A 23352-nucleotide genomic window follows, 5' to 3' on the forward strand; every position below is an offset into this window, starting at 1 on the left:
GTCCAATATTGGATAGTCAAAATGTTTGGACATGGATCAACTGGAATTTGTATCACCCTTTCTACAATAAATGGAGCAGCAATCTGACAACAGGTAACAACTATCGCTTGATAAAACTGACTGCCACCGTCACTCAAGAGATGTACCAACACTCTAAAGGTTTTGAACTTCAAGTCAGAATCGATGGAGTTAAAACTGGTAAGTTCCATGTGAGAGCTTTAATGGTAACAACTGGTGATATCTTTCCAGACTATTGGACACCGTCATTAGACGACTTTACGACAGTAACCGCCTTTCATGAAGTGCGGGATACTGTCAGCAGTCACACTCGAACAATTGGAGATCACACCAATCAAATCAGTCAGGTTGTTCAAACGGCTAATGGGATTGTGACACGAGTTGGCAATCTAGAAACAAGTCGAGCGACAATGGCAACAGTAAATACCATTCAAACGCAGGTTTCAACACTTGCAGGGTCGTGGTCGGTTCGAAATTTGACAAGTGCAGGGACAGTCCTCAGTCAGCTCAATCTCAATAAGGATGGCACAGTCAAGATTGATGGAAAACTCGTTCAAATAACAGGCACAACCTACATCCAAGATGGAGTGATTGCGAGCGGTAAAATTGCCAGTCTTGATGCAGGCAAGATTACGACAGGTATCATCTCAGCAGCTCGTATTGGAGCAGAAGCAATCACTGCGGATAAGATAAAGGTTGACCAAGCATTCTTTACCAAGTTTATGGCTACAGAAGCCTATCTCAAGCAGTTGTTTGCCAAATCAGCCTTTATAACCCAAGTGCAGTCAGTAACCCTATCTGCCAACAACATTTCTGGTGGAATCTTGTCAGCAATCAACGGAGCCATGAAAATCAATCTGTCACTTGGAAACATCAAGTTCTTTACAAACTCTCCATCCATTTCTCGTGAGGTTAGTGGCTATCCCCACCAATGGGTTTCATTTGAAACAGGAACATCAAACGGTAAGCCATGTGGTGTAACCATTATCGGTTCCAATAGATGGAACAACTGGAATGCCAATGACGGTGGCTTTGTAGGAATTCGAGCATGGAACGGTACAGATACCGACCAAATTGATGTGGTAGGCGATAAGGTACGTTTAGCTAGTGCTCCATATACCAATCCAGATGGCTGGGAAATAGTAACGTTGCCTAACCGACTGAGTATTGATGCTTATAAAGCATCTGACCGACCAAGTTCAATTTTGAATATCGGAGATATCCGTATCTATCGAAACGGTACAACCTACGTCAGTTTGAAAGATGTTCTTCATCAATTCAACCACAATTTTAAACACTTAGTAAACATCACAGGTCGAGGTGATGTCATCTTGACATGGGATACGATTAAATAAAGGAGTTCACAGATGAATCTAGAACAAATCAACCAATCATTAAAACTAACTATTCAGGAGCTTGTCTCAAAGCTCTCTGATGAAATTACCGCTAAGAACCTCATCGCCATCCAATTGGTGGAGAGGGATGAGGAACTTAGCCTATTGCGTAAAGAAAAACAGGAATTGACTGAGTTATTAGAAGTTCAGACAAAACCTGAAGAAGGGAAAGGAGAATAGTTATCATGGCACTTCTCAATATTGACAAAGTAACAGAACCATTTGATTTGGAGACAGCTCTCGCTTACATGCGTAAGAATGGAGAGTTCATCCGATGTAAGACAGCTGAGCAAGATTTTTACATGTATCTTGAAGAAGTAAGGCGACCTGCCATTAAAAATGGAAAGCGGCAGTTGGTTACAACAGAAACAGTTTGGGCATTTAATCAGTGGGGCAGTACCACATTAACTCTGAATCTTTCTGATTTATTCCATGATTGTTTTTATCTGATGCGGTTTGATGAGAACGGTCAACCAGATTGGTCAGATCCTACCATAGTTAAGGAAGGTTCAGTAGAAAGTGAGGTGACCGATGAAGGAACTGTTAACACTTAATAAGATTTTATTCTCTATGATTGGAGGCTTGATTGGTAGTCTATTTGGAGAGTTGGATGGTATCCTGTATGCCCTACTTGTCTTCATTATTATTGACTATCTAACAGGAATTTTTGCGGCAGTTGTTGAGAAACAATTGTCAAGCAGTATCGGTTTTCGTGGCATCTTTAAAAAGATAGCCATTTTATTTTTAGTTTCATTAGGTCATATGATTGATACTGCAATCATCAAGCAGGGTGGAACAATTCGAACCATGGTCATTTTCTTTTATCTCAGTAATGAGGGGTTAAGTATCTTAGAAAATACCGTTCGAATTGGTCTACCAATACCTGAGAAACTACAAGAAATTTTAAAACAAATCAACGAGAGGTGATAAGATATGGGAAAACATCTAGTCATTTGTGGTCATGGACAGGGGCGAACAGGCTATGATCCTGGAGCAGTGAATGCCAAACTAGGCATCACAGAAGCAGGAAAGGTTCGAGAATTAGGCAATTTAATGTCTAAGTACAGTGGGCAACAGATTGATTTTATTACCGAACAAAATGTTTATGATTATCGGAGTATTACTAGTATTGGTAAGGGATACGACTCAATTACTGAATTGCACTTCAATGCCTTTAATGGTAGTGCCAAAGGTACAGAAGTCTTGATTCAATCTTCTTTAGAAGCAGACAAGGAAGATATGGCTATCCTATCTCTCCTTTCACGATACTTTCAAAATCGTGGCATAAAGAAGGTAGATTGGCTCTATAATGCCAACCAAGCAACGAGTCGTGGATATACCTATCGTTTGGTGGAGATTGCCTTTATTGATAATGAACAAGATATGGCGATTTTTGAAAACAAGAAAGAGGACATTGCGAAAGGTCTTGTATCAGCAATAACTGGAGTTGAAGTCAAGACTATAGTTCCCTCGCCCCCCAGTTCAACTGTTGGGAGTTCAGGAACTCCTTCAAAATCAATCTATCTTGTTGGTGATAGTCTTAGGGTGTTGCCTCATGCAACTCATTATCAGACTGGTCAGAAAATCGCCAACTGGGTCAAAGGGCGCACCTACAAAATCCTCCAAGTGAAGAATGTTCACCAGTCCAACAGTAAGAGAGCTTATCTACTTGATGGAATCAAGTCATGGGTGCTAGAGCAGGATGTAGAAGGAACAACCAAAGGCCATAGTGAGCAGACCTATCAAGCACAGAAAGGCGATACGTATTATGGAATCGCTCGGAAGTTTGGTCTATCAGTAGATACCCTTCTTGTAGTGAATGGTTTGAAGAAGTCGGATATCCTGAAAGTTGGACAAACACTCAAGGTTAACGCTGCTTCAAGGACAACAACTGCTATTCCAACTAGCGTTGCAAGCCGTGTGGTTGCGTCAGCTTTATCCAAGGTCGGTCAAAAGGTGACCGTTCCATCTAACCCTTATGGCGGACAGTGTGTTGCCCTGGTAGATAAGATTGTTCAAGAGCTTACGGACAAGAATATGTCCTATACAAATGCCATTGATTGTTTGAAGAAAGCAAAATCAAATGGTTTCCGAGTAATCTACGATGCTTGGGGTGTGAATCCTAAAGCAGGTGATTTTTATGTCATTCAAACAGATGGTATGGTTTACGGGCATATTGGTGTCTGTGTGGCGGATTCTGATGGAAAAAGTATTGATGGTGTGGAACAGAATATTGATGGATATTCTGACCATAATAAGAACGGCATCAATGACCAATTGGAAATTGGTGGTGGTGGGATCACTCGTCGTGTGAAACGTCAATGGATGGCGGATGGCTCACTCTACGATTCAACTGGAACAGTTAAACTTGGTAAAGTTGTTGGTTGGTTTAGAATTTCATAATTAAGTTATATGCCTGGTGGGAACATCAGGCTTTATTTTTTTGACTTTTTTTCAAAAAGTGCGGAAAAATTACTCCCAAACCTACCTAGTAAGGTAGGAGGATAATATGGACGTTCAAAAAATTAACAATGAGATGACCTATCAACTTACAATGATACAAGCAAAGATACTTCTAAATAATGGAGCAATCACAATTGAGGAATTTGAACTTTTTAGGCAATTGATGCTTGAAAAATATCAACCGTTTATAAGTCAATTATCGACCTAATAACTGGATAATTTTTTCTTTTAGAGTGATATATAGTAGCGAAAGGAGTGTATTAATTTGAGGACAGTTAGAAGAATACAACCCATAAAATCGCCCTGCAAGCCAAGATTTAAGGTTGCGGCCTATGCAAGGGTTTCTGATAGTCGTCTTCATCATTCTCTGTCAACACAGATTAGCTATTATAACCGTTTGATACAAGCACATCCAGACTGGGAATTGGTGGGGATTTATTATGATGAAGGCATAAGCGGTAAAGAACAAAGTAATCGACAAGGCTTTCTAAATCTTATAAAGGATTGTGAAGATGGAAAGATTGATAGGATAATCACTAAGTCAATCGCTCGTTTTGGTCGAAATACAGTTGAATTACTAACCACTGTTCGACAATTACGTTTGAAAAATATTGGTGTAACTTTTGAGAAAGAAAATATTGATAGTCTTAGCTCAGAAGGTGAATTGATGTTAACCCTCCTTGCCTCAGTAGCTCAAGAGGAGTCTCAAAACCTGAGTGCAAATATAAGATGGCGAATCCAAAAGAAGTTTGAAAAAGGGATTCCGCACACTCCACAGGATATGTATGGATACCGTTGGGATGGAGAACAATATCAGATTGAACCTAATGAGGCAAAGGTTATTCGAAAAGTCTTTAAATGGTATCTGGATGGAGATTCGGTACAGCAGATAGTTGATAAACTCAATCAGGAACAAGTCTTAACAAGGATTGGTAATCCATTTACCGTAGCAAGCATCAGAGAATTCTTCAAGCAGGAAGCATACTTTGGTCGGCTTGTCTTACAGAAGACCTATCGTGAGGCATTCTCTAGGAATCCGAAAAGGAATAAAGGGCAACGCAATAAGTACATCATTGAAAATGCACACGAGCCAATTGTTACAAAAGAATATTTTGATTTAGTACTTCATGAGAAGGAGCGAAGATATCAGTTAATGCATCAAGAAAGCCACTTAAATAAAGGTATCTTTCGTGACAAAATTTCATGTTTAGAATGCGGATGTTTGATGATTGTTAAAGTGGATTCAAAACAAGTTAATAAAACCGTACGATATTATTGTCGAACACGAAATCGATTCGGAGCATCATCATGTTCATGTAGGACGTTAGGGGAAAAGCGACTTTTGGCATCGTTTGAAAGCAAGTTAGGCATTGTCCCAGATAAAGAGTGGGTTGAAAATAATATTAAACACATCGAGTATGACTTTGGTCACCGTATCCTCAGGGTAACACCAGTAAAAGGAAGGAAATATCTTATAGAAATTAGAGAGGGTCGATATTAGTGAAGAAAGTAATTACTATTCAGGCTACACCAAGTATTATTAGGTCAAGTTCAGATGATTTCTCTCTGAAAAAGCGTAGAGTTGCAGGCTATGCCAGGGTATCAACTGACCATGAGGATCAAGCAACAAGCTATGAGTCGCAGATGCGGTACTACTCTGAATACATTAATGGGAGGGATGATTGGGAATTTGTTAAAATGTACTCTGATGAAGGTATCAGTGGGACAAACACAAAATTAAGAACTGGTTTCAAAGCTATGGTGGAAGATGCACTCAATGGCAAAATCGATTTGATTATTACAAAATCTGTTAGTCGATTTGCGAGGAATACCGTAGACTCACTGACTACAGTTAGGCAGTTGAAAGAGGTAGGTGTAGAAATCTACTTTGAGAAAGAAAACATTTGGACACTAGATTCAAAAGGTGAGCTACTCATAACCATCATGTCTAGTTTGGCACAAGAAGAAAGTAGGAGCATATCCGAAAACGTAACTTGGGGCTTAAGGAAACAATTCGCAGAAGGGAAGGTTCATTTTCCTTATACAAATGTTTTAGGTTTTAAAGCAGGTGAAGATGGGGCAATTGTAGTTGATCAGGATGAAGCCAAGACTGTTAGGTACATCTTTCAGCAAGCACTTATTGGAAAATCACCATATCATATCGCCAAGGATTTGACTGAACAAGCTATACCCTCTCCTAGCGGCAAATCCCAATGGAACGCAACCACAATCAAGCGAATGCTTCGAAATGAGAAGTATAAAGGGGATGCTTTACTACAAAAAACTTATACAATTGATTTTCTAACCAAAAAGAAGAACATCAACAGAGGTGAATTGCCTCAGTATTATGTGGAGAATAACCATGAAGCAATAGTAGATAGAGAGACCTTTGATGCAGTTCAACAAGTGCTCGACAATAAAGGCAGAAAGTCGAGTACAACAATCTTCAGCTCAAAACTAGTATGTGGAGATTGTGGTCACTTCTTTGGAAGTAAGGTATGGCATTCAACCTCCAAGTACAGAAGGGTAATCTATCGATGTAACGAGAAATACAATGGCAGTAGTAAATGTTCTACCCCACACGTTACTGAGGAAGAGGTGAAACAGTGGTTTGTCTCAGCAGTTAATCAAGTAATAGATAATAGGCTTGAAGTCATTGACAATCTATCTGTATTACTATCCATTGGAAGCCTTGAGGTAATTGACGAACAGATAAAGGTCCTTGAAACTGAAGCAGAAGTTGTCAGTCAGTTAGTTGCAAATCTAGTTTCGGAAAATGCCATCATAAGGCAAGACCAAGACCAGTACCTCAAAAAGTATAGTCAACTGACTTCAAAGTATGAAGGTATAGTACAGGATATTGAATCACTAGAACTCCAAAGGATGAAAAAATCCAAAAGGAATAAGGAATTGCAAGACTTTATCGGAACTTTAGAAAAGCTAGGGCAAGTATTAACCGATTTTGATGAATTATTATGGGAATCACTAGTTGAGAGTGTCATGATTAACGAGGATAAGGGAGCCAAATTTAAATTTAAAAATGGAGCGGTTATAGCAATTTAGGCTATGACCCCTTTGACATCTACAAAGTTTAATGTTAAAATACATTCAAAAATATATTTGAATGAGGTGTTTTATGATTCAAAATGTTATATATTATTTTATAAAAGATGAGGAAATCAGAGATTTTTTTAATCAACTAGGATAACAAATTGGCTATAGATTAGGGATAGACCGTCGTCAACCTGGTGGAGAGCTATAAACTTATAGTTGGATTAAATCGGATAAGTTAGAACAATTAACAGGAGAATGACTATTTTCTTATCTAAAGTAAATAAAGATTTTTAATCAAGTTAGATGATTTTGATACCTTTAAGACCCTATTACTAACAACATTAGGATATATTTTTGGAACAAGAAGTAATTCTGATAAGTAGAATCGTCTGAATTTATTCAGGCGTTTTTTTTTGAACTCCCTAAATCTTGCAATGGTTAAATTGTATCAAAATGAGTACCCATACCGACACAGACCATGTGGGCGATGTGCTGGAAGTGGCTAAGCAGGTGCAAATTGGTCGGATAGTCGTGTCGCCGGGAAGTCTGACGGTGCCTGACTTTGTAGCAACTCTGAAAGAAATCAATGTCCCAGTCCATGTGGTCAAAGTGGGCGACCGCTTGCCAATTTTTGACTCCTATCTGGAAGTCCTCTATCCAGCTGGGACAGGAGACGGTGGCAATAACGACTCTGTTGTTCTTTACGGTCGCTTGTTGGAAACCAATTTTCTCTTTACAGGGGACTTGGAGCAGGGGGAGTTGGACTTGATAAAAGCCTATCCCAACCTGCCTGTCGATGTACTTAAATCCGGTCACCACGGCTCCAAAGGCTCATCCTATCCTGAATTTTTAGACCATATAGGTGCCAAGATTGCCTTGGTATCAGCTGGAGAAAATAATCGTTACAAACATCCACACCAAGAAACCTTGGACCGTTTTGACAGTCGGAATATCCAAGTCTATCGCACAGACCAGCAAGGAGCCATTCGCTTTAGAGGCTGGACGGAATGGCGGATTGAAACGGTGAAGGAGTAAATTTTGAAGAATATACAATAAAACTACGATAATATTTAGTTTCCTAACACCCATTGTTGGGAAATTTTTTTGTTGCGATAAAATTGACAGCGTATTCTTTGCATTTCATACTTTTTACTTATATAATTATAGTGGATTTTTTATTCGTCTCAAAAAGGAGATTATATTTTAATGAATTTACATTTTTTACAAAAGAAGCAGCATTTTGGCATACGTAAGTTTTCCATCGGTGTCGTATCTGTTGCCTTAGCAATTAGCTTTAGTGTTGCTGGAGGGCAGGTTGCGGCGGCCCAAGAGGCAAGCCAAGCTCCTATTAGTAGCCTTGCAACCAGTCAAACTAGTTCGGAAGTGACAGAGGAAGCCATACAAGTACAATCTGTTAGTGGGCAGATTGAGGTAGTAGAGGAAGTAGCTAGTTCTCAATCGGTTACGACTAGTCCTCAAGTAACGCAATCTCAAGGTAGTGGACTGGTAGAAATAGAACCAGCAGTACAAGATAGTTTGACTAATCAGGAGCTAGCAGTCAGTCAAACAGTTGCGCCAAGTCAAGCGGAACTAGTGCAAAATCAGACGGTAGGGGGAGAACAGAGTGGGCAAGTTGCTGGAGAACTCGCTCTGTTGATTGAGCCAACTGCAAGCACTTCTTCAGCTACTGGGGATGCAGAAATGGATCTAAGTCAAGTAGAACAACCGGTAGCAACTTCGCCGAACCAGGCTAGTCAATTGGTTCAACCATCCGTAACATTAGTAGAAGAAGCTACTCCGACAGACCAAGCGGTAGTAGAAGCTGTTCAGCCTGTGTTGCGTTCAGCTCGAATGTCTCGTAGTGTAGCTGCCAATGAAGTTGCTAAATTGCCACTAGATGACCAAGGGGAGCTTATGACCTCTGTCACTGGAAAAACAGTTCAGCAGTTTCAAGTGGTTTATTCGGATGGTAGTAGTCAGATAGTCCCTGCGACGACTCAGCCAATTACAAGCCAGACCAGTGAAACAGTTGCTCAACAGGTCGCTTCGCTGAAAGATGACTTTGCAGCTGTGACCTACGAATCACTCTATCCTCATTTGTCTCATCAAGAAAATTTTTTTGAAAAATTAGATTTGGAAAAGGCTATTCGTCAGGAAAATGGTGGAAGTAATTTACCAGCTGACCAGCTACAAACTCTCAAGCAGACAGCCTATATGGATATGCTGGATATGAGAGAGAATTTTGAGCGAGAAAAGGCTAAGATTGAAACGACGCTTACAGGTATTTTTGAGAAATCAAGTCAGGTCAATGTAGAGGATATCCGTCGTAATAAAGAGAGAATCTTAGCAGGTTTATCCTATCTGGATCGCCAATATTCCTTTGAATTTGGTCAATATCAGGCTAAGGATTTGATATTACATTATCCCCAGGTGTTCGGCGGTGGAGGCACCCCCTTAAATACACTTAGTATTTTGAACACTTTAACCTATCGTGATTTGACTTTGGGTCAGTCAGCGACCACTTACCAAACCAAACTAGCTCCAATTACAAGTCAGGCCGATATTTTTTCCTTTGTTGAGAAGGGCGTTAGCCTTTTTGAACCAGGCAAAACAGGTGAGCAATGGTTTAAGGAGACTAGCAAGGCTCATCTGGCAGAGTCCCAATCTCCTTACGGGAATTCCTCGCTCTATCAGAAATTAAAGAGCAATGTACGTCTGAACAACCATTTCATTCCTCTCCTGACCCTACCTACTGATCTTGTATATGCCATTAGCACTTCAAACACAGTCAACTACGGTTTAGCGGAATCCTATGTCCCATCAGGTGACCAGACAAGTTTGGCAACTTTTAAGGCTAACCTACAATCCTATGCTGATGACCAGGAAAGCTTTTTGAAATTCTGGAATCGAATCAGTCTGAATAGGGATACTCTTGCCAATCATACTCCCATTATTGTGGTTGATAGTCCACAGAAAATAGGGACAGCTACTCAGCGCGTTCAGGAACTTTATTCACCAAAATATGGCTCAGGTGTTTTAGAAGGGGTAGAGAAATTTATCAGACCGCTTAACTTGTACCAGAATTTTTTACAAGCAGATGGTCAAGCAAATGGCAATACTTCAATCAACCTCTACCTGAAAAAATCTCTAACAGAGGCAGGGCAGGCTGTCTACACCCATGAATTAACCCATATGTTAGATAAGACCGTATGGCTCAATGGTTATGGTAGACGAGATGGTCAATTGCATGAAGTTTTTGCCAGAGGGATGTTTGAGTCCCTGAATGTTACCCAGACACCTTATCAAGACCCAAGCTTTATTATCAATACAGCCTATCGCATGGGTGACAATCGGACACAAAATGCTAGTCCAGAACGCTTCCAAATAAGTGATGACCTCAAGACCTATATGCAGGGAATCTTGGATGTCTTGTACACTTTAGACTATGCAGAAGCTCAGTCTATCTTGAAGAAGACGCCGGAAGAAAGAGCTGTTCTGCTCAATCAATTGAGCCTTGTCGCAAGTGCTAATGGTGGTCAGACAGATCAAGCTCAACCAATCTCGAGAGATTTAGCAGCAGGTTTGCAATCTGTCCATGATTTTGTAGATAAGCAATTGATTTCAGGTCGCTACAAGTTTGACGGTCTCAATACCACAGGAACAGCTCGGACCAATTCTTACTACACCATTCCTCTCTTTGAGCCTGTCTATGCAGGTCTGCAAAACAATGCAGGAACAGTAGGTGACATTAGCTTTAGAAGAAATGCCTATGATATTCTAGGGGAATATGGTTATGAAAAAGGAATGGTAGCCTATGTTTCTGGCCAATATGCCAATGATCAGGCAGCTTTGAATGCCATTATGCCAGAATATGGAGGAGACCTAGCAACCTTCAAAAAGGCTATGTTTGAACGTCGCATCGCCAAGGTTACTGAGCTAAAATCCACTAGTGTAGCTAGCGATTTCGCTGCTATTCAGAGTTTGATGGATGTAGCCATTGCCAAAGATTTGCAACAGATGAAACTTAATGCAACCACCAGGGTAGCCTTGTCAACTAGAGTTTCAGCTGTTCAAGAATTGAAAAAGAGCATCTTCCAGGCTTATTTGAAGGATACAGATGACTTCCGTACAAGTATTTACAGTCAACCGAAGGCGCGTGAGCTCTATGTCACCAAAGGTGCTGAAACATCTAAAGAGGGACAGGGAACAGAAACTCATCCATATCAAAGTTTGTCCTATGCTATTTCCCAAGCTAAAGATGGTGATACAATTAAATTGGTGAGTGATATCATCCATCGTGATGGACAAAATTTTTCAACGAATTTTGTCATTGATAAGGCGGTGACAATTGATGGTCGTGGGTATAAATTAAATCTTCGTGGTCTTAATTTGTTAACGACAAAAGATGTGACCCTAAGCAATCTCAAGCTCGAGATGATTCCTGATGGTGGTCAGCAACCGAAGATTTATGCGGATGGTAACCATCTGACCTTTAATAACGTGTCAACGACCATCAGTCAAGCCCAGGTCGATCTTCGTCCTACCTTGATTGCAGGTTCTCCAACTGACACCCCTTCAGGAAGCCATGCTCGGATCTCGATTATTGGCGGTTCCTCAGATACTCGCTTCCAGCAAATTTTTGCGGGCCATGCCCAAGGGGCTAGTTTGATTCCGGTTGAGATTATCATAGACTCAGAATTTGCCATGGTTGATCAAGGGATTGACTTAGGTGGTGTAGATGGTAACCAAACACTTGGTCGGGTTAGCCTAGAGAGTAATTCCGGCAATATCAAGAAAGTTATGGCGACTAATAGTTCAGATAACCAAGTGAGTCTGAAAGCAACTCGTATCTATGGGCTAGATTTAGTAGATGTTCAGGAATTGGCCTTGCGAGATCAAGCAAATATTACCCTATCTAATCGAGTTTCTAGTATCTCCACCCGACTAGAAGTGGAAACAGGTAGCCTTCTCAATCTGGATATGGACCAGAATCTTCAAGTGGGTGAGTTGTCTGGTGATGGTCAATTGATTATCCCCGCTAGCTCTAATTTGCAAGTGACAGGAGATATTCAAGGTAGTGTTCAGGTTCTTGTCAGAGGCTTTGAACAAGATCTGACCAAGAATATAGACAAGGAATATGTGAGGGTTGAGGGACTGTTATCTCCTACAGCTCGTATTACCTTGGAGAAAGGCTATAATCGTTTTGACCTGGTCAAAGATGAAATTGTTTATCGCTTGGTAGAGCTAAAACAGCCTGTTCAAACTCATACAGTAACCTTGCACTTCACCCAGTCAGGTCAGTTGTTAAAAGCGAAACAGGTGCAAGTTGAAAATGGGCAATCAATCACAGGTGTGGAGAACGATTTGCCTATAGCAACAGAGGGAACCTATCAGTTGGATCCACACTTTGACAAAAGGGTGTTGACAGCTATCACTAGCAGTAAAACGATTGAGATTCCAGTAGTCTTGGTTCTATCAAAAGCAAGTCGCTACCAGCCTCAGGTTAATGGGGAAGCCCGTGTCCTACCGGCAAGCAGTAGTGAGGAAACAAAAGCTGAAATTGTGAAGCAAATCAGTCTACCAGCTGGAGCAGGTCGATTTGATGTTGTAGTAGTCACTCCAATTCCACAGTTTAGTGGCGACCACTCTATGACTGTTCGTGTGGTCTATGATGACCTCAGCCATGAAGAGCTTGTAGTTCCCCTTCATATTCTCACAATAAAAAATGGAGAAGTTGTCAAACACAGCTTGCCAGAAGGTGTTCTTCCTAAAGCGGATCGCTACCAGCCTCACGTTAATGGAGAAGCCCGTGTCCTACCGGCAAGCAGTAGTGAGGAAACAAAAGCTGAAATTGTGAAGCAAATCAGTCTACCAGCTGAAGCAGGTCAATTTGATGTTGTAGTAGTTACTCCAATTCCACAGTCTAGTGGTGACCACACCATGACTGTTCGTGTGGTCTATGATGACCTCAGCGATGAAGAGCTTGTAGTTCCCCTTCATATTCTCACAATAAAAAATGGAGAAGTTGTCAAACACAGCTTGCCAGCAGGCGTTTTAGAACCGTTGGTTACTGCCAAAGGCAAGGGAGTTACCCATGAATTGCCGGTCGGAATTCTTCCAGCTCTTGAAACGGCAAATGGAGGTGGTGTTCGTCATGAATTGCCAGCAGGCGTTTTAGAACCGTTGGTTACTGCCAAAGGCAAGGGAGTTACTCATGAATTGCCGGTCGGAAATCTCCCACCTCTTGAAACAGCAAATGGAGGTGGAGTTCGTCATGAATTGCCAGCAGGCGTTTTAGAACCCTTAGTTACTGCCAAAGGCAAGGGAGTTAGCCATGAATTGCCGGTCGGTATTCTTCCACCTCTTGAAACGGCAAATGGAGGTGGAGTTCGTCATGAATCGCCAGAAGGCGTTTTAGAATCGTTGGTGACTGCAAAAGGTAATGGAGTTACCCACGAATTGCCGGTCGGTATTCTTCCACCACTTGAAACGGCAAATGGAGGTGGTGTTCGTCATGAATTGCCAGAAGGCGTTTTAGACCCCTTGGTTACTGCCAAAGGTACAGGGCTTACTCATTTTATTCCAAGCGGTAGCCTGCCTCTAACAGTAACAAGAAGTGAAGTTTATACTCCGGCAATGCCAGCCATTTCATTGTTACAGCAACGGCAGAAAAATACGGAGACCAAGCCAGCTGTGCTATCATTGGTAGCCGTACCTCAGAAGCAGGCAGACCAGTTAAGTGCCACCTTGACAAGTAGCAATTCAGCCATGTCAACTTCCAATCGTTTACCTGAAACAGGGGAGAGAAACAATCTAAGTCTTTTAGGATTCTTACTTGCCTCCCTAGGTTTTAGTTTCTGGATTGGTCGCAAAAAAGCTGAATAAAGCAGAATGGATTTTGCTTAAGAATTAGTATCAGAAACGAACAAACATCTGGAATTACAAGAGCCGATGATTTGTTCGTTTTCTTTTTCTTTTTTAAGGGGGGCTAGCCTTGCTCAAAAACAATTGACTTGTCCAATCAATAAGTATGCAAAATAGAGTATATATGGTATAATGATATAAATAAAACGTGTAAAAGAAGAGAAGGGGGAGCACTTCTCTTAAAATTGGTCCTTGTAAGAAGGAGTAATGTCATGGGCATGGATATTGTACAAATGGGATATCTGATCAATATCGTGGAGTGCAGATGTAATTTATCCCTTGCAGCTAAGAAAATTCATATTAGCCAGTCTGCCTTAAGTCAATTTATCACGCATTTTGAAGCGAGTGAAGGCATTCAATTATTTAATCGGAAAAATGGGCGCTTGGATGGTATGACAGAAGCGGGTCGTATGGTCTATTGTTTTGCGACAGAAATTGTTGCCAAATATGAAGAAATGCAGGATGTTATTCAAAAAGAAGCTGCTAAACAGCAAGGAACTATCCGACTTGGTCTTCCGTCCATCATTTTGAGAGCTTATTTTTCTCATCTTTTGCCCAAATTTTATGTCAATTACCCCACTATCAATATCGAAATTTTAGAGGGGGTGGTTTGGAAATATGGAAAAAATTTGTGGACAATGAGCTAAATATAGCTCTTCTAGTCGATCCGACCAATCTGGATAGCGAAAAATATGAACAGCACCTAGTCCACAAAGATGAGTACGTTGCTTTTATGGATAAAGACCATCCTCTAGCCAATAGGGAATATTTGGAATGGAGCGACTTGCAGGACTATCCCATGACGACCTTTAATCAAAACTTTACCAGTTATAGCAATATTATGCAGAAGTTGAAGGATGAGGATATAGATATTCAACGTCTGCATCTTACCTCTTCATGGGACTATATGGTCGCTGCAACAGCAGGTAATGATATCATTAGTGTTTTACCGAGTAGTATCGAAGCATTGATTGATGAAAGTCAGTTTAGGGTCGTTCACTTTCGTGATGCCCTACCCTTTAATATCTGGCTGTGTCGACCGCATCGTAAACGAGTGGGGGAGGCAGAGAATTTCATCTATGAGGAAATACTGAAGTTTCATGTCCCAACTAGTGAAGAGCAAACGGGTGGTTGCAATTGCATGAGCAGTCTGAATGTACCAGTCGGATAAAGGAGAAACCATGTTGCAAGCATTTGAATTTGGAGAAATGAGGATTACCTGGCTACGGGGAGCTGACAAATATACAGATGCAGGTACCTTATTTGGACCTGTCCCCAAGGCTGTTTGGTCCAGATATTATCCAACAACAGCTGACGGTTTGGTAGCTGATTTGACAGATCCTATACTCATTGAATATAAGGGGAAGAAATTTCTGATTGATAGCAGTTTGGGGACTGAAAAATTAGATGCCAAACAAGTTAGAAATTTAGGGGTTGTTTCTGAGAACAGAATGTTAGAAAGTTTGGCTGAATTGGGCTATAGCCGACAGGATATTGACGGAGTGCTGATGACCCACATGCACAATGACCATGCGGGTGGCTTGACCTGTCTTGAAGAAGGCGGGCTTGTTTCGACCTTTCCCAATGCCAACATTTACATCAATGAAATAGAATGGGATGAAGTCCGTCATCCAAATCCTCGTACCCGTGCAACCTATCTCAAGGAGAATTGGCAAGCTATTCAATCTCAAGTCAAAACCTTTGGTCCATCTATTGAAATCATTCCAGGTATTGAGATGCACAGGACAGGTGGGCACAGCAAGGGGCATTCTATCATTCTATTAAAACAAGACCAGCAGACCATTATTCACATGGCAGATTTACTTCTAACGCATGCCAATCGTAATCCCTTATGGGTTGCGGCTGTGGATGACTATCCGATGGATAGTATTGCGGCTAAGACCAAGTGGATAAAAGAAGCCTATGAAAACAGCTATATTTTCCTTTTTTATCATGATTCATTTTATTCCCTGCTACAATTTACACCAGAAGGGAAAGAAGTAATGGCTTATATGGAAAGATCTCGTCCTCCCCTTGTCCCATTTACAAGTCAGCAAGACAGGAGGCTGATGATCCCACCTACTGCTAAAAAACTTGGTTAGCCAGCACCTAGTGACCTACTGGGTGCTTTTTTTATGGTAAAATGGAGATAGAAGTAGAGGATGATATGACAATTATTGGACAGATTGAGAAGTTAAGAAAAGAACATTTAGGGTCCCTGACAGTTCTATGCGGTGAGGATATTGGTCAGTATCAGATAGCCAAGGACTTACTTTTAAGGCAGGTGGATTTTGATCCCGCAGATTTGGGTTTTGCCTATTTTGATATGTCTGAGGCTGATTACAGTCAGGTCGATTTGGATTTGGTATCTTTGCCATTTTTTTCAGATGAAAAAGTAGTCATATTAGACTATTTTGCCGATTTGACGACGGATAAAAAGCGGCATTTGACAGATGACGAACTCAAGCAGTTTGAGGCTTATTTAGAAAATCCTGTCGAAACAACCTGTTTGATTGTCCTAGCTCCAGGAAAGCTAGACAGCAAGCGTCGTCTGGTCAAACTCCTCAAACGAGATGGACTGGTACTGGAAGCCAATCCCTTGAAGGAAACGGACTTGCGACAGTATTTCCAGAAAGAACTGGGTCGTCTAGGTCTGAATATGGATGGAGATGTCTTTCAGTATTTGTTGGTAAAATCTAATTTTGAGTTTGCGGAAGTCAGTAAAAACCTAGCCTTCTTGCAGTCTTATAAAGGACAAAATTTGATTACTATGGCAGATATTGATGCTGCCATTCCTAAGACCTTACAGGATAATATTTTTGACCTGACCCAATTGGTTCTTCAATCCAAAATCGATGAAGCCCATCAACTTGTTCGTGATTTGCGTTTACAGGGGGAGGATGAAATCAAGTTGATTGCAGTCATGCTGAACCAATTCCGTACTTATTTACAGGTTCAACTTCTTCGAGAACAAGGTAAGAGTGAGCCACAAATGGTAGCGGAACTGTCAGAAATCATGGGGCGAAAGGTCAATCCCTATCAAATCAAATTTGCCCTACGTGATTCACGTTACCTATCCATTGGATTTCTGAAAAAGGTGGTCAAATTGTTGATCGAAACAGACTACCAAATTAAAACAGGTGTGTTTGAAAAAGACTATCTCTTTGACCTAGCTTTGCTAAAAATTTCAAGCCTATAGTCAGACAAATAAGTTGAAAAGGCTCTCAAATTGGAGTAAAATAAGAATATCAATTAGTATAGGAGAACAAGAAAATGGCAATTATTTTACCAGACCTTCCATACGCATACGATGCCTTGGAACCACATATTGATGCAGAAACAATGACCCTGCACCATGACAAGCACCATGCAACTTACGTTGCAAATGCCAATGCTGCCCTTGAAAAACACCCAGAAATCGGTGAAGACTTGGTAGCACTTTTGTCAGATGTGGAGCAAATTCCAGCTGATATCCGTCAAGCCCTTATCAACAACGGTGGTGGTCACCTTAACCACGCACTTTTCTGGGAATTGCTTTCACCAGAAAAAACAGAAATTTCAGCAGAATTGGCAGCCGATATTGATGCGACTTTCGGTTCATTTGATGCCTTCCAAGAAGCATTCACTACAGCAGCAACAACTCGCTTCGGTTCAGGCTGGGCTTTCTTAGTAGTCAACAAAGAAGGCAAGTTGGAAGTTATCTCAACTGCTAACCAAGACACACCAATCATGCAAGGTTTGAAACCAATCTTGGCATTAGATGTTTGGGAGCATGCTTACTACCTCAATTACCGTAACGTTCGTCCAAACTACATCAAAGCCTTCTTTGAAGTTATCAACTGGAACAAAGTTGACGAACTTTATAAAGTAGCTAAATAGATTGTAAAACAAGCGAAGTTTCGCTTGTTTTTTTCAATATTTTGAGTATTTTTCTTTACAAGAAAAGAGGATTTTAGTATAATCTATTTTGTGTGTAATGGACGCACAAAAATACAGTTTATCCGCTGGGTTTAAAAGCACCTATGATTGACAAAGATAGGAGAATAAAATGAATCCATTGATCCAAAGTTTGACAGAAGGTCAACTTCGTACTGATATCCCTTCATTCCGTCCTGGTGACACTGTACGTGTTCACGCTAAGGTTGTCGAAGGTAACCGCGAACGTATCCAGATTTTCGAGGGTGTTGTTATCTCTCGTAAAGGCCAAGGCATCTCAGAAATGTACACTGTACGTAAAATCTCTGGTGGTGTAGGTGTTGAACGTACATTCCCAATCCACACTCCACGTGTTGATAAGATTGAAGTAGTACGTTACGGTAAAGTACGTCGTGCTAAATTGTACTACCTACGTGCATTGCAAGGTAAAGCAGCGCGTATCAAAGAAATCCGTCGTTAAGATGGAAGGAAGCAGCGAAAGTTGCTTCTTTTTTTGTTTCTAATAGATGGTATCCTATGTTTATAAGGGCTACTCAAGATGAGTGGAATTATCTAGCTATTAACATAAAAAATATGTTATACTATGTCTATAGATATAAGGAGGTCCCGAATGAGTAAGCAGTTTATTCCGTCTGTTTTGTCTGATTTACGCCAGGATATTGTGCAGGTGCCTGACATCATAAAGGAATGTAGTGGTATTCGTATTTATGGTCGTCGTATTCGCTCGGTTTTATTTACAACGGATGTGGCGATTATTGCCAATCATAATGCAGATGCCGTTTTAGCAGTTTATCCATTTACTCCTAGTCCAGCCATCCTCAAAAGTATTATGATGGTTGCTTCTGTCCCGGTTTTAGCTGGTGTTGGTGGTGGATTAACGACAGGAATGCGGTCGGCCAATATGAGTTTGCTTTCTGAGTCCGAAGGAGCTTACGCTGTTGTGGTCAATGGTCCTACTAACGTGAAAACGATTGAGCAAATTAACAAGATGGCGGATATTCCCATTATCTACACAGTCGTTTCAGAGAAGGCAGACTTGTTATCACGAATAGAGGCTGGCGTAGATATTTTAAACGTTTCCTGTGGACTAGAAACTCCTGAGGTAGTGAAAAAAATACGTGAAGTTCTTCCAGATTTTCCTATCATTGCGACAGGAGGTCCAACTGAAGAATCCATCCGTCGTGTTATCGAAGCAGGAGCCAATGCCATTTCCTATACCGCTCCAAGCAATGCCGAACTCTTTAAAAAGAAAATGGAAAAATATCGAATATCAAGTAAGGACTAGCCCGACCTTGCAATCTTCTATTTTATGAGTTAAAATAGAAGAGTAGCTTCCCTTAGTTAAATGGATATAACAAATTCCTCCTAAGAATTAGTTGCAGGTTCGATTCCTGCAGGGGAGATAGAAGCCACCTAAGAAAGCCCGATTTGACGGGCTTTTTGTGTTTAAAATTTTCTTATCTGCTGTCCATAAATCGTTTGTTTTCTGTTTACAAGATAAGCTAGGGCTAGCACTGGAATGGCGTAGGGGATGATGTTCCAACCAAATACCTCGTAGCCGATTAAAATCGGTGCCAGTAATGTGTTGGTTGCAGAGCCAAATACGGCACAATAGCCAAGGGCAGCAACAAGTTCTACTGGTAGCCCCAGTAATCCAGCTAAAACAGCCCCAGAACTAGCTCCAATGGCAAAGAGTGGAGTGACCTCACCCCCTTGAAAACCTGCGGCTAAACACAAGCAGGTGAGCAGGAGTTTGAGTAGCCAGTCATAAGCAAATACGGGCTCCCCAACTAAACTGGCCTCAATCAAATTGGTACCCAGACCAGAATAGCGACCGTGATGGAAGAAGTATAGCAGGACTGTTAACCCAAGTCCCATGACGGTTATTTTTAGGTAAGGATTTGGCAACCAGCGAGTCGAATGCTTTTTTGCTTGTTCTAAAAACCAGGCGAAAAGATTACCAATTATCCCAAAGCAAAGGGCAATTAGAATCCACTTAAAACTATCTAAAAATTGGAATGAGGGAATCGAAATGACATGAGTAAATTTTTCCAAGCCCAATAAATGCGAAGTAGTCGAAGCTGTAAAAGCAGCTATTAAACAATAGACCAGATTTCTCCAAGCATATTGACCAACGATCAAGACCTCGATAGCAAAGAAACTGGCAGCCAAAGGTGTTTGAAAGAGCCCAGCAAAACCTGCTGCCATACCCATCTTAGTGACCATATCTTTGGACAAGTCTGAAAAACCATGCTTCTGTAGCCAATGCGAAAGACTAGCTCCAAGCTGAACGGCCACACCTTCACGACCAACAGAAGCCCCAAAAAGATGACTGAGCCAGGTCGTGCAGATAATGAGCGGTACTAAGACTGGAGAAATGTGATTATCTTCACCCTGTCCAGCTTTAAAAACCAACCCCATCCCAGCTTGAACTTCTCTGCCCCATTTTTGATAAACAAATACAATCACTAGCCCAGCTAATGCAAGAAAAGGGACTAGGTAATCGAAATAGTCGGACCGTATTTGTCCAATTTCTAATAAAATCTTTCCGAAGAATGTGGTGACCAATCCAGCTACCAGTCCCATTAGGACGGAAAAGAGCAGGAGTTGAAGTATTTGTTTACCTTTATTGGTCATCGCTAGCTAGTTTTTCAGCTTGATAGGCTCTTGACTGAGCCATGATATCGCTAAAGGTCGCTTGAATAGCTGAGCGGTAATCTTCTTTCTGGACTAGCTTTCCAACGCGTTCAAGGACAGCAATTTCCCGACTGGTATCCAAAACAGGTTTGCCAGTTGCTCGCTTAAAGGCTGTGACTTGATCAACTAGCTCCATGCGTTGTTCAAGCAAGTCAACTAATTGACTGTCAATAGCGTTAATATTTTCCCGGATATGATCTAGATTCATTTTTTCTCCTTTTAAGAAAACCAGTAACAGATGTTACTGGTTGATTTGATTATTCATTTACTTTTGCAGCAAGTTCAGTAGCAAATTTTTCGAGGTTAACGATATCCTCGTCTTCTGCAGCAAGGTCTACCTTGACATTTTCAGCCCCCTTGACCGCACCACGTGAACCAAGCATGACATCAAAGTCATCTACTGCACTACAGAAGTCATCATAGAAGGTATCACCAGAACCGCAAACACCGTACACCTTACCTGTCAAATCCAAGTCCGCTAGGTCAGCATAGAAATCAACGATTTCATCTGGAAGCTCACCATCACCACCATAAGAATAAGTGTAGCTGGCTACAACAATCAAGTCAGCATCCAAGATTTCTTCTGTTTCAATGGTTGTACATTCGTGAACCTGTACTTCCAAACCCAACTCTTCTAGCTTACTGGCGACGATATCAGCAATTTCTTCTGTGTTACCAGTCATACTAGCGTAAACAATTTTTGCTAGTGCCATAATTTCCTCCAAATTACATAGTAATCTTATTATACCATACTCCCATCATTTTCAAAAGGGGAAGTTTATGCTAAAATGATGAAAAGGAGTTGCTATGACAATTTACAGTACAATTATCGAAAAAATTCGCGAATACGACACCATCATCATTCATCGTCACCAACGACCAGATCCGGATGCCATTGGCAGTCAGGTTGGCTTGCAGAAGCTCTTGCAGAAGAATTTTCCTGAAAAAACCATCAAGGTAACTGGTTTCAATGAGCCGAATCTGGCTTGGATGGCTGAAATGGATCAGGTTTCTGACCAAGAGTATCAAGGGGCCTTGGTTATCGTAACGGATACTGCCAATACCGCCCGTGTGGATGATGACCGTTACACTCAGAGTGAATTCCTGATTAAAATCGACCACCATCCAAATGAAGAGCCATACGGTGACCTGCTCTGGGTCAATACTGAGGCTAGCTCATGCAGTGAAATGATTGCAGAATTGGCCCTTCAAAGTCAGTTGGAATTGGACGGGGAAACCGCTCGTCTGCTATATGCTGGTATTGTTGGCGATACGGGACGTTTTCTCTATCCGGCGACTAGTTCACGCACTTTTGAAATTGTTGCTCGACTTCGTCAGGAAGATTTTGACTTCGCAAGGATGTCTCGCCAGATGGACACCATTGATTTCAAAATCGCCAAGTTGACAGGTTACGTTTACGACAACTTGGAAGTCGATGAGCACGGTGCGGCACGGGTCATTTTGATACAGGACATTCTCAAAAAATACGGGGTGACCGATGCGGATACATCATTTATCGTTGGGGCTCCAGGACGGATTGGCACTGTACAATCTTGGGGGATTTTTGTGGAACAAACTGACGGAAATTACAGGGTTCGTTTACGCAGCAAGTACATTCCGATAAACGAGATTGCCAAGCGCCACGATGGCGGTGGCCACCCACTAGCCAGCGGTGCTAACTCTTATTCCCTTTCCGAAAATGAGCAAATCTATCAAGAAATTCAAGAGGTTGTGAGGAATGCAAGCAAGTAGCCGTTCCCTTCGTCTAATGGGAACCATCATAGAAACTAAAATATGGCACCCAGATGCAGAACCGGTTTTGGATCAGGTCGAAGAGCTACTTTATCTTTATAAAGACCGATTCTCTGCCAATGATTTGACGTCAGAATTGATGGAGGTCAATCTAAACGCTGGTGTTCAAGCAGTTCCCGTTGCCGATGACCTGTATGAATTGATTAAACTGGGCAAAGAACACAGTCTGGCTCAGGGATCTTTTTTGAATATTACCATCGGTCCCCTTGTGCAAAGCTGGCGGATTGGATTTAGCGATGCCAAACTTCCAACCCAAGAAATGATCAGTGAAAAACTCCGACTCATCAATCCAAGTGATATCGAACTTGATGACCAAGAGCAAACGGTCTATCTAAAAAAAGAAGGCATGGCCATTGATCTGGGTGCTCTTGCTAAAGGATATGTAGCAGATAAGATTGTCGACTTCTTGAAAAGAATAGGTGTGGAGGCTGGACTGATTAACCTGGGAGGCAATGTCTTAACTTTCGGTCAGGCTCCACATAATCCAGATGGTTGCTGGCGAATTGGGATTCAGGATCCTCAGAAAACACGAGGTGAAAATGCTCTCGTCCTCAACATAGGAGAGGAGTCAGTTGTCACCTCTGGCATTTACGAAAGAACCCTAACGGTAGATGGTCAGAGCTATCATCACATTTTAAGCTCTCAAACGGGTTATCCTATCCAAAGTCAGCTGGCCAGTGTGACCATCGTGTCAAAAAACTCTGTCGATGGTGAAATTTGGACGACCAGACTGTTCGGTCAGGAGATAAATCAGATTTTGAAAGAAGTTGAAGAGACGGATGGTCTTGAGGCGGTTTTGATAGGTCTTGATGGGAAGATTTTTGTGACCTCAGGACTTTCTGAAAAAATACTGGCAGGTAAGGAGCGGATTTCAGACAGTTTGGGCAGCCCATCAAGAGGGGGATTTGGGGCAAGAGTAACTTCTGACCTTGCTTCAGGTGCTTCCGTACTATAACTTGAAAAAATACCCGTGTTGTAAAATGAAGTGCAACAAAAAAGACATGTTCGTCTGATATACTAGAATTCCCCAACTCAGTATAGAAAGCAGATGAAC

21 protein-coding genes, 1 tRNA gene and 1 pseudogene are annotated in these 23352 nt (G+C 41.4%); 20 read left to right on the plus strand and 3 right to left on the minus strand.

Going from position 1 to position 23352, the window contains the following annotated elements:
* From RFK25_RS08775 to RFK25_RS08860, 18 genes and pseudogenes are all read left to right on the plus strand, one after another.
* Nucleotides 1–1373, plus strand: a 1373-nt coding sequence (locus tag RFK25_RS08775) for a gp58-like family protein (protein ID WP_332413027.1), incomplete at its 5' end; no start/stop codon positions are given.
* A 12-nt stretch (nt 1374–1385) separates the two neighbouring features.
* Nucleotides 1386–1592 carry a hypothetical protein gene (locus RFK25_RS08780; RefSeq protein ID WP_044685893.1) on the plus strand — a complete coding sequence of 69 codons (207 nt, stop codon included), beginning with the start codon at nt 1386–1388 and terminating at the stop codon, nt 1590–1592.
* A 5-nt stretch (nt 1593–1597) separates the two neighbouring features.
* Nucleotides 1598–1966 carry a hypothetical protein gene (locus tag RFK25_RS08785; protein ID WP_044685892.1) on the plus strand — a complete coding sequence of 123 codons (369 nt, stop codon included), beginning with the start codon at nt 1598–1600 and terminating at the stop codon, nt 1964–1966.
* Nucleotides 1944–2339, plus strand: a complete 396-nt coding sequence (locus RFK25_RS08790) for a phage holin family protein (protein WP_332413029.1) — start codon at nt 1944–1946, stop codon at nt 2337–2339. The genes RFK25_RS08785 and RFK25_RS08790 overlap by 23 nt, the downstream gene beginning before the upstream one ends.
* Before the next feature lie 6 nt (nt 2340–2345).
* Nucleotides 2346–3815, plus strand: a complete 1470-nt coding sequence (locus RFK25_RS08795; RefSeq protein WP_332413031.1) for a LysM peptidoglycan-binding domain-containing protein — start codon at nt 2346–2348, stop codon at nt 3813–3815.
* Between the two features lie 106 nt (nt 3816–3921).
* A complete protein-coding gene (locus RFK25_RS08800) occupies nt 3922–4083 on the plus strand; it encodes an SHOCT domain-containing protein (RefSeq protein WP_044777345.1) in 162 nt (53 codons plus the stop codon).
* 57 nt (nt 4084–4140) lie between these two features.
* Nucleotides 4141–5376, plus strand: coding sequence for a recombinase family protein (locus RFK25_RS08805; RefSeq protein WP_332413032.1), 1236 nt, complete (start codon nt 4141–4143; stop codon nt 5374–5376).
* A complete protein-coding gene (locus RFK25_RS08810; protein WP_332413033.1) occupies nt 5376–6938 on the plus strand; it encodes a recombinase family protein in 1563 nt (520 codons plus the stop codon). The genes RFK25_RS08805 and RFK25_RS08810 overlap by 1 nt, the downstream gene beginning before the upstream one ends.
* Nucleotides 6939–7388: 450 nt before the next feature.
* Nucleotides 7389–7964, plus strand: a pseudogene (locus RFK25_RS08815) (ComEC/Rec2 family competence protein); the annotation flags it as partial.
* Between the two features lie 171 nt (nt 7965–8135).
* Nucleotides 8136–13814, plus strand: a complete 5679-nt coding sequence (locus RFK25_RS08820) for a ZmpA/ZmpB/ZmpC family metallo-endopeptidase (RefSeq protein WP_332413034.1) — start codon at nt 8136–8138, stop codon at nt 13812–13814.
* 257 nt (nt 13815–14071) lie between these two features.
* Nucleotides 14072–14500, plus strand: a complete 429-nt coding sequence (locus RFK25_RS08825) for a LysR family transcriptional regulator (RefSeq protein WP_332413035.1) — start codon at nt 14072–14074, stop codon at nt 14498–14500.
* Entirely contained in the window at nt 14464–15024 is a 561-nt protein-coding gene (locus RFK25_RS08830; protein WP_332413036.1) for a substrate-binding domain-containing protein, read from the plus strand. The genes RFK25_RS08825 and RFK25_RS08830 overlap by 37 nt, the downstream gene beginning before the upstream one ends.
* Before the next feature lie 10 nt (nt 15025–15034).
* On the plus strand, nt 15035–15955 hold the full coding sequence (locus RFK25_RS08835; RefSeq protein WP_332413038.1) for an MBL fold metallo-hydrolase: 921 nt from the start codon (nt 15035–15037) through the stop codon (nt 15953–15955).
* Between the two features lie 65 nt (nt 15956–16020).
* Nucleotides 16021–17052: a DNA polymerase III subunit delta gene (holA, locus tag RFK25_RS08840; protein WP_332413039.1), complete on the plus strand. Its 1032-nt coding sequence runs from the start codon at nt 16021–16023 to the stop codon at nt 17050–17052.
* 74 nt (nt 17053–17126) lie between these two features.
* The gene (gene sodA, locus RFK25_RS08845; protein ID WP_332413040.1) at nt 17127–17732 is read left to right on the plus strand and encodes a superoxide dismutase SodA; all 606 of its coding nucleotides are present in this window, start codon (nt 17127–17129) and stop codon (nt 17730–17732) included.
* A 169-nt stretch (nt 17733–17901) separates the two neighbouring features.
* A complete protein-coding gene (gene rplS / locus RFK25_RS08850; RefSeq protein ID WP_011921928.1) occupies nt 17902–18249 on the plus strand; it encodes a 50S ribosomal protein L19 in 348 nt (115 codons plus the stop codon).
* A gap of 150 nt (nt 18250–18399) precedes the next feature.
* A complete protein-coding gene (locus tag RFK25_RS08855) occupies nt 18400–19074 on the plus strand; it encodes a hydrolase (protein WP_248043563.1) in 675 nt (224 codons plus the stop codon).
* A gap of 46 nt (nt 19075–19120) precedes the next feature.
* Nucleotides 19121–19192: transfer RNA gene (locus tag RFK25_RS08860), tRNA-Arg, on the plus strand.
* A gap of 43 nt (nt 19193–19235) precedes the next feature.
* On the opposite strand, the gene RFK25_RS08865 is transcribed toward RFK25_RS08860, so the two are convergent.
* From RFK25_RS08865 to RFK25_RS08875, 3 genes are read right to left on the minus strand one after another with little or no spacing between them, the layout of a single operon-like run.
* Complete coding sequence (locus RFK25_RS08865; RefSeq protein ID WP_332413041.1) at nt 19236–20426, minus strand: chloride channel protein; 1191 nt, start codon at nt 20424–20426, stop codon at nt 19236–19238.
* Nucleotides 20416–20694 (minus strand): chorismate mutase, encoded by a 279-nt coding sequence (locus tag RFK25_RS08870; protein ID WP_332413043.1) that lies wholly within the window; start codon nt 20692–20694, stop codon nt 20416–20418. Before RFK25_RS08870 ends, RFK25_RS08865 begins: the two co-directional genes overlap by 11 nt.
* A gap of 49 nt (nt 20695–20743) precedes the next feature.
* On the minus strand, nt 20744–21199 hold the full coding sequence (locus RFK25_RS08875) for a flavodoxin (RefSeq protein ID WP_332413044.1): 456 nt from the start codon (nt 21197–21199) through the stop codon (nt 20744–20746).
* Nucleotides 21200–21293: 94 nt separating this feature from the next.
* On the opposite strand from RFK25_RS08875, the gene RFK25_RS08880 reads away from it, so the two are divergent.
* Together RFK25_RS08880 and RFK25_RS08885 are read left to right on the plus strand one after the other, a co-directional pair.
* Nucleotides 21294–22238 (plus strand): DHH family phosphoesterase, encoded by a 945-nt coding sequence (locus RFK25_RS08880; RefSeq protein WP_332413046.1) that lies wholly within the window; start codon nt 21294–21296, stop codon nt 22236–22238.
* Nucleotides 22225–23253 carry an FAD:protein FMN transferase gene (locus tag RFK25_RS08885; RefSeq protein ID WP_332413048.1) on the plus strand — a complete coding sequence of 343 codons (1029 nt, stop codon included), beginning with the start codon at nt 22225–22227 and terminating at the stop codon, nt 23251–23253. Before RFK25_RS08880 ends, RFK25_RS08885 begins: the two co-directional genes overlap by 14 nt.
* Nucleotides 23254–23352: the final 99 nt, after the last annotated feature.

Source organism: Streptococcus sp. SS-4456 (genome assembly GCF_036680365.1).
GTDB lineage: Bacteria > Bacillota > Bacilli > Lactobacillales > Streptococcaceae > Streptococcus.

Bases quoted from the DNA above. Each gene is read 5' to 3' on its own strand.
- RFK25_RS08780 (WP_044685893.1), top strand. From the start codon at position 1,386: ATGAATCTAGAACAAATCAACCAATCATTAAAACTAACTATTCAGGAG.
- RFK25_RS08785 (WP_044685892.1), top strand. From the start codon at position 1,598: ATGGCACTTCTCAATATTGACAAAGTAACAGAACCATTTGATTTGGAG.
- RFK25_RS08790 (WP_332413029.1), top strand. From the start codon at position 1,944: ATGAAGGAACTGTTAACACTTAATAAGATTTTATTCTCTATGATTGGA.
- RFK25_RS08795 (WP_332413031.1), top strand. From the start codon at position 2,346: ATGGGAAAACATCTAGTCATTTGTGGTCATGGACAGGGGCGAACAGGC.
- RFK25_RS08800 (WP_044777345.1), top strand. From the start codon at position 3,922: ATGGACGTTCAAAAAATTAACAATGAGATGACCTATCAACTTACAATG.
- RFK25_RS08820 (WP_332413034.1), top strand. From the start codon at position 8,136: ATGAATTTACATTTTTTACAAAAGAAGCAGCATTTTGGCATACGTAAG.
- RFK25_RS08825 (WP_332413035.1), top strand. From the start codon at position 14,072: ATGGATATTGTACAAATGGGATATCTGATCAATATCGTGGAGTGCAGA.
- RFK25_RS08835 (WP_332413038.1), top strand. From the start codon at position 15,035: ATGTTGCAAGCATTTGAATTTGGAGAAATGAGGATTACCTGGCTACGG.
- holA (WP_332413039.1), top strand. From the start codon at position 16,021: ATGACAATTATTGGACAGATTGAGAAGTTAAGAAAAGAACATTTAGGG.
- sodA (WP_332413040.1), top strand. From the start codon at position 17,127: ATGGCAATTATTTTACCAGACCTTCCATACGCATACGATGCCTTGGAA.
- rplS (WP_011921928.1), top strand. From the start codon at position 17,902: ATGAATCCATTGATCCAAAGTTTGACAGAAGGTCAACTTCGTACTGAT.
- RFK25_RS08855 (WP_248043563.1), top strand. From the start codon at position 18,400: ATGAGTAAGCAGTTTATTCCGTCTGTTTTGTCTGATTTACGCCAGGAT.
- RFK25_RS08865 (WP_332413041.1), bottom strand. From the start codon at position 20,426: ATGACCAATAAAGGTAAACAAATACTTCAACTCCTGCTCTTTTCCGTC.
- RFK25_RS08870 (WP_332413043.1), bottom strand. From the start codon at position 20,694: ATGAATCTAGATCATATCCGGGAAAATATTAACGCTATTGACAGTCAA.
- RFK25_RS08875 (WP_332413044.1), bottom strand. From the start codon at position 21,199: ATGGCACTAGCAAAAATTGTTTACGCTAGTATGACTGGTAACACAGAA.
- RFK25_RS08880 (WP_332413046.1), top strand. From the start codon at position 21,294: ATGACAATTTACAGTACAATTATCGAAAAAATTCGCGAATACGACACC.
- RFK25_RS08885 (WP_332413048.1), top strand. From the start codon at position 22,225: ATGCAAGCAAGTAGCCGTTCCCTTCGTCTAATGGGAACCATCATAGAA.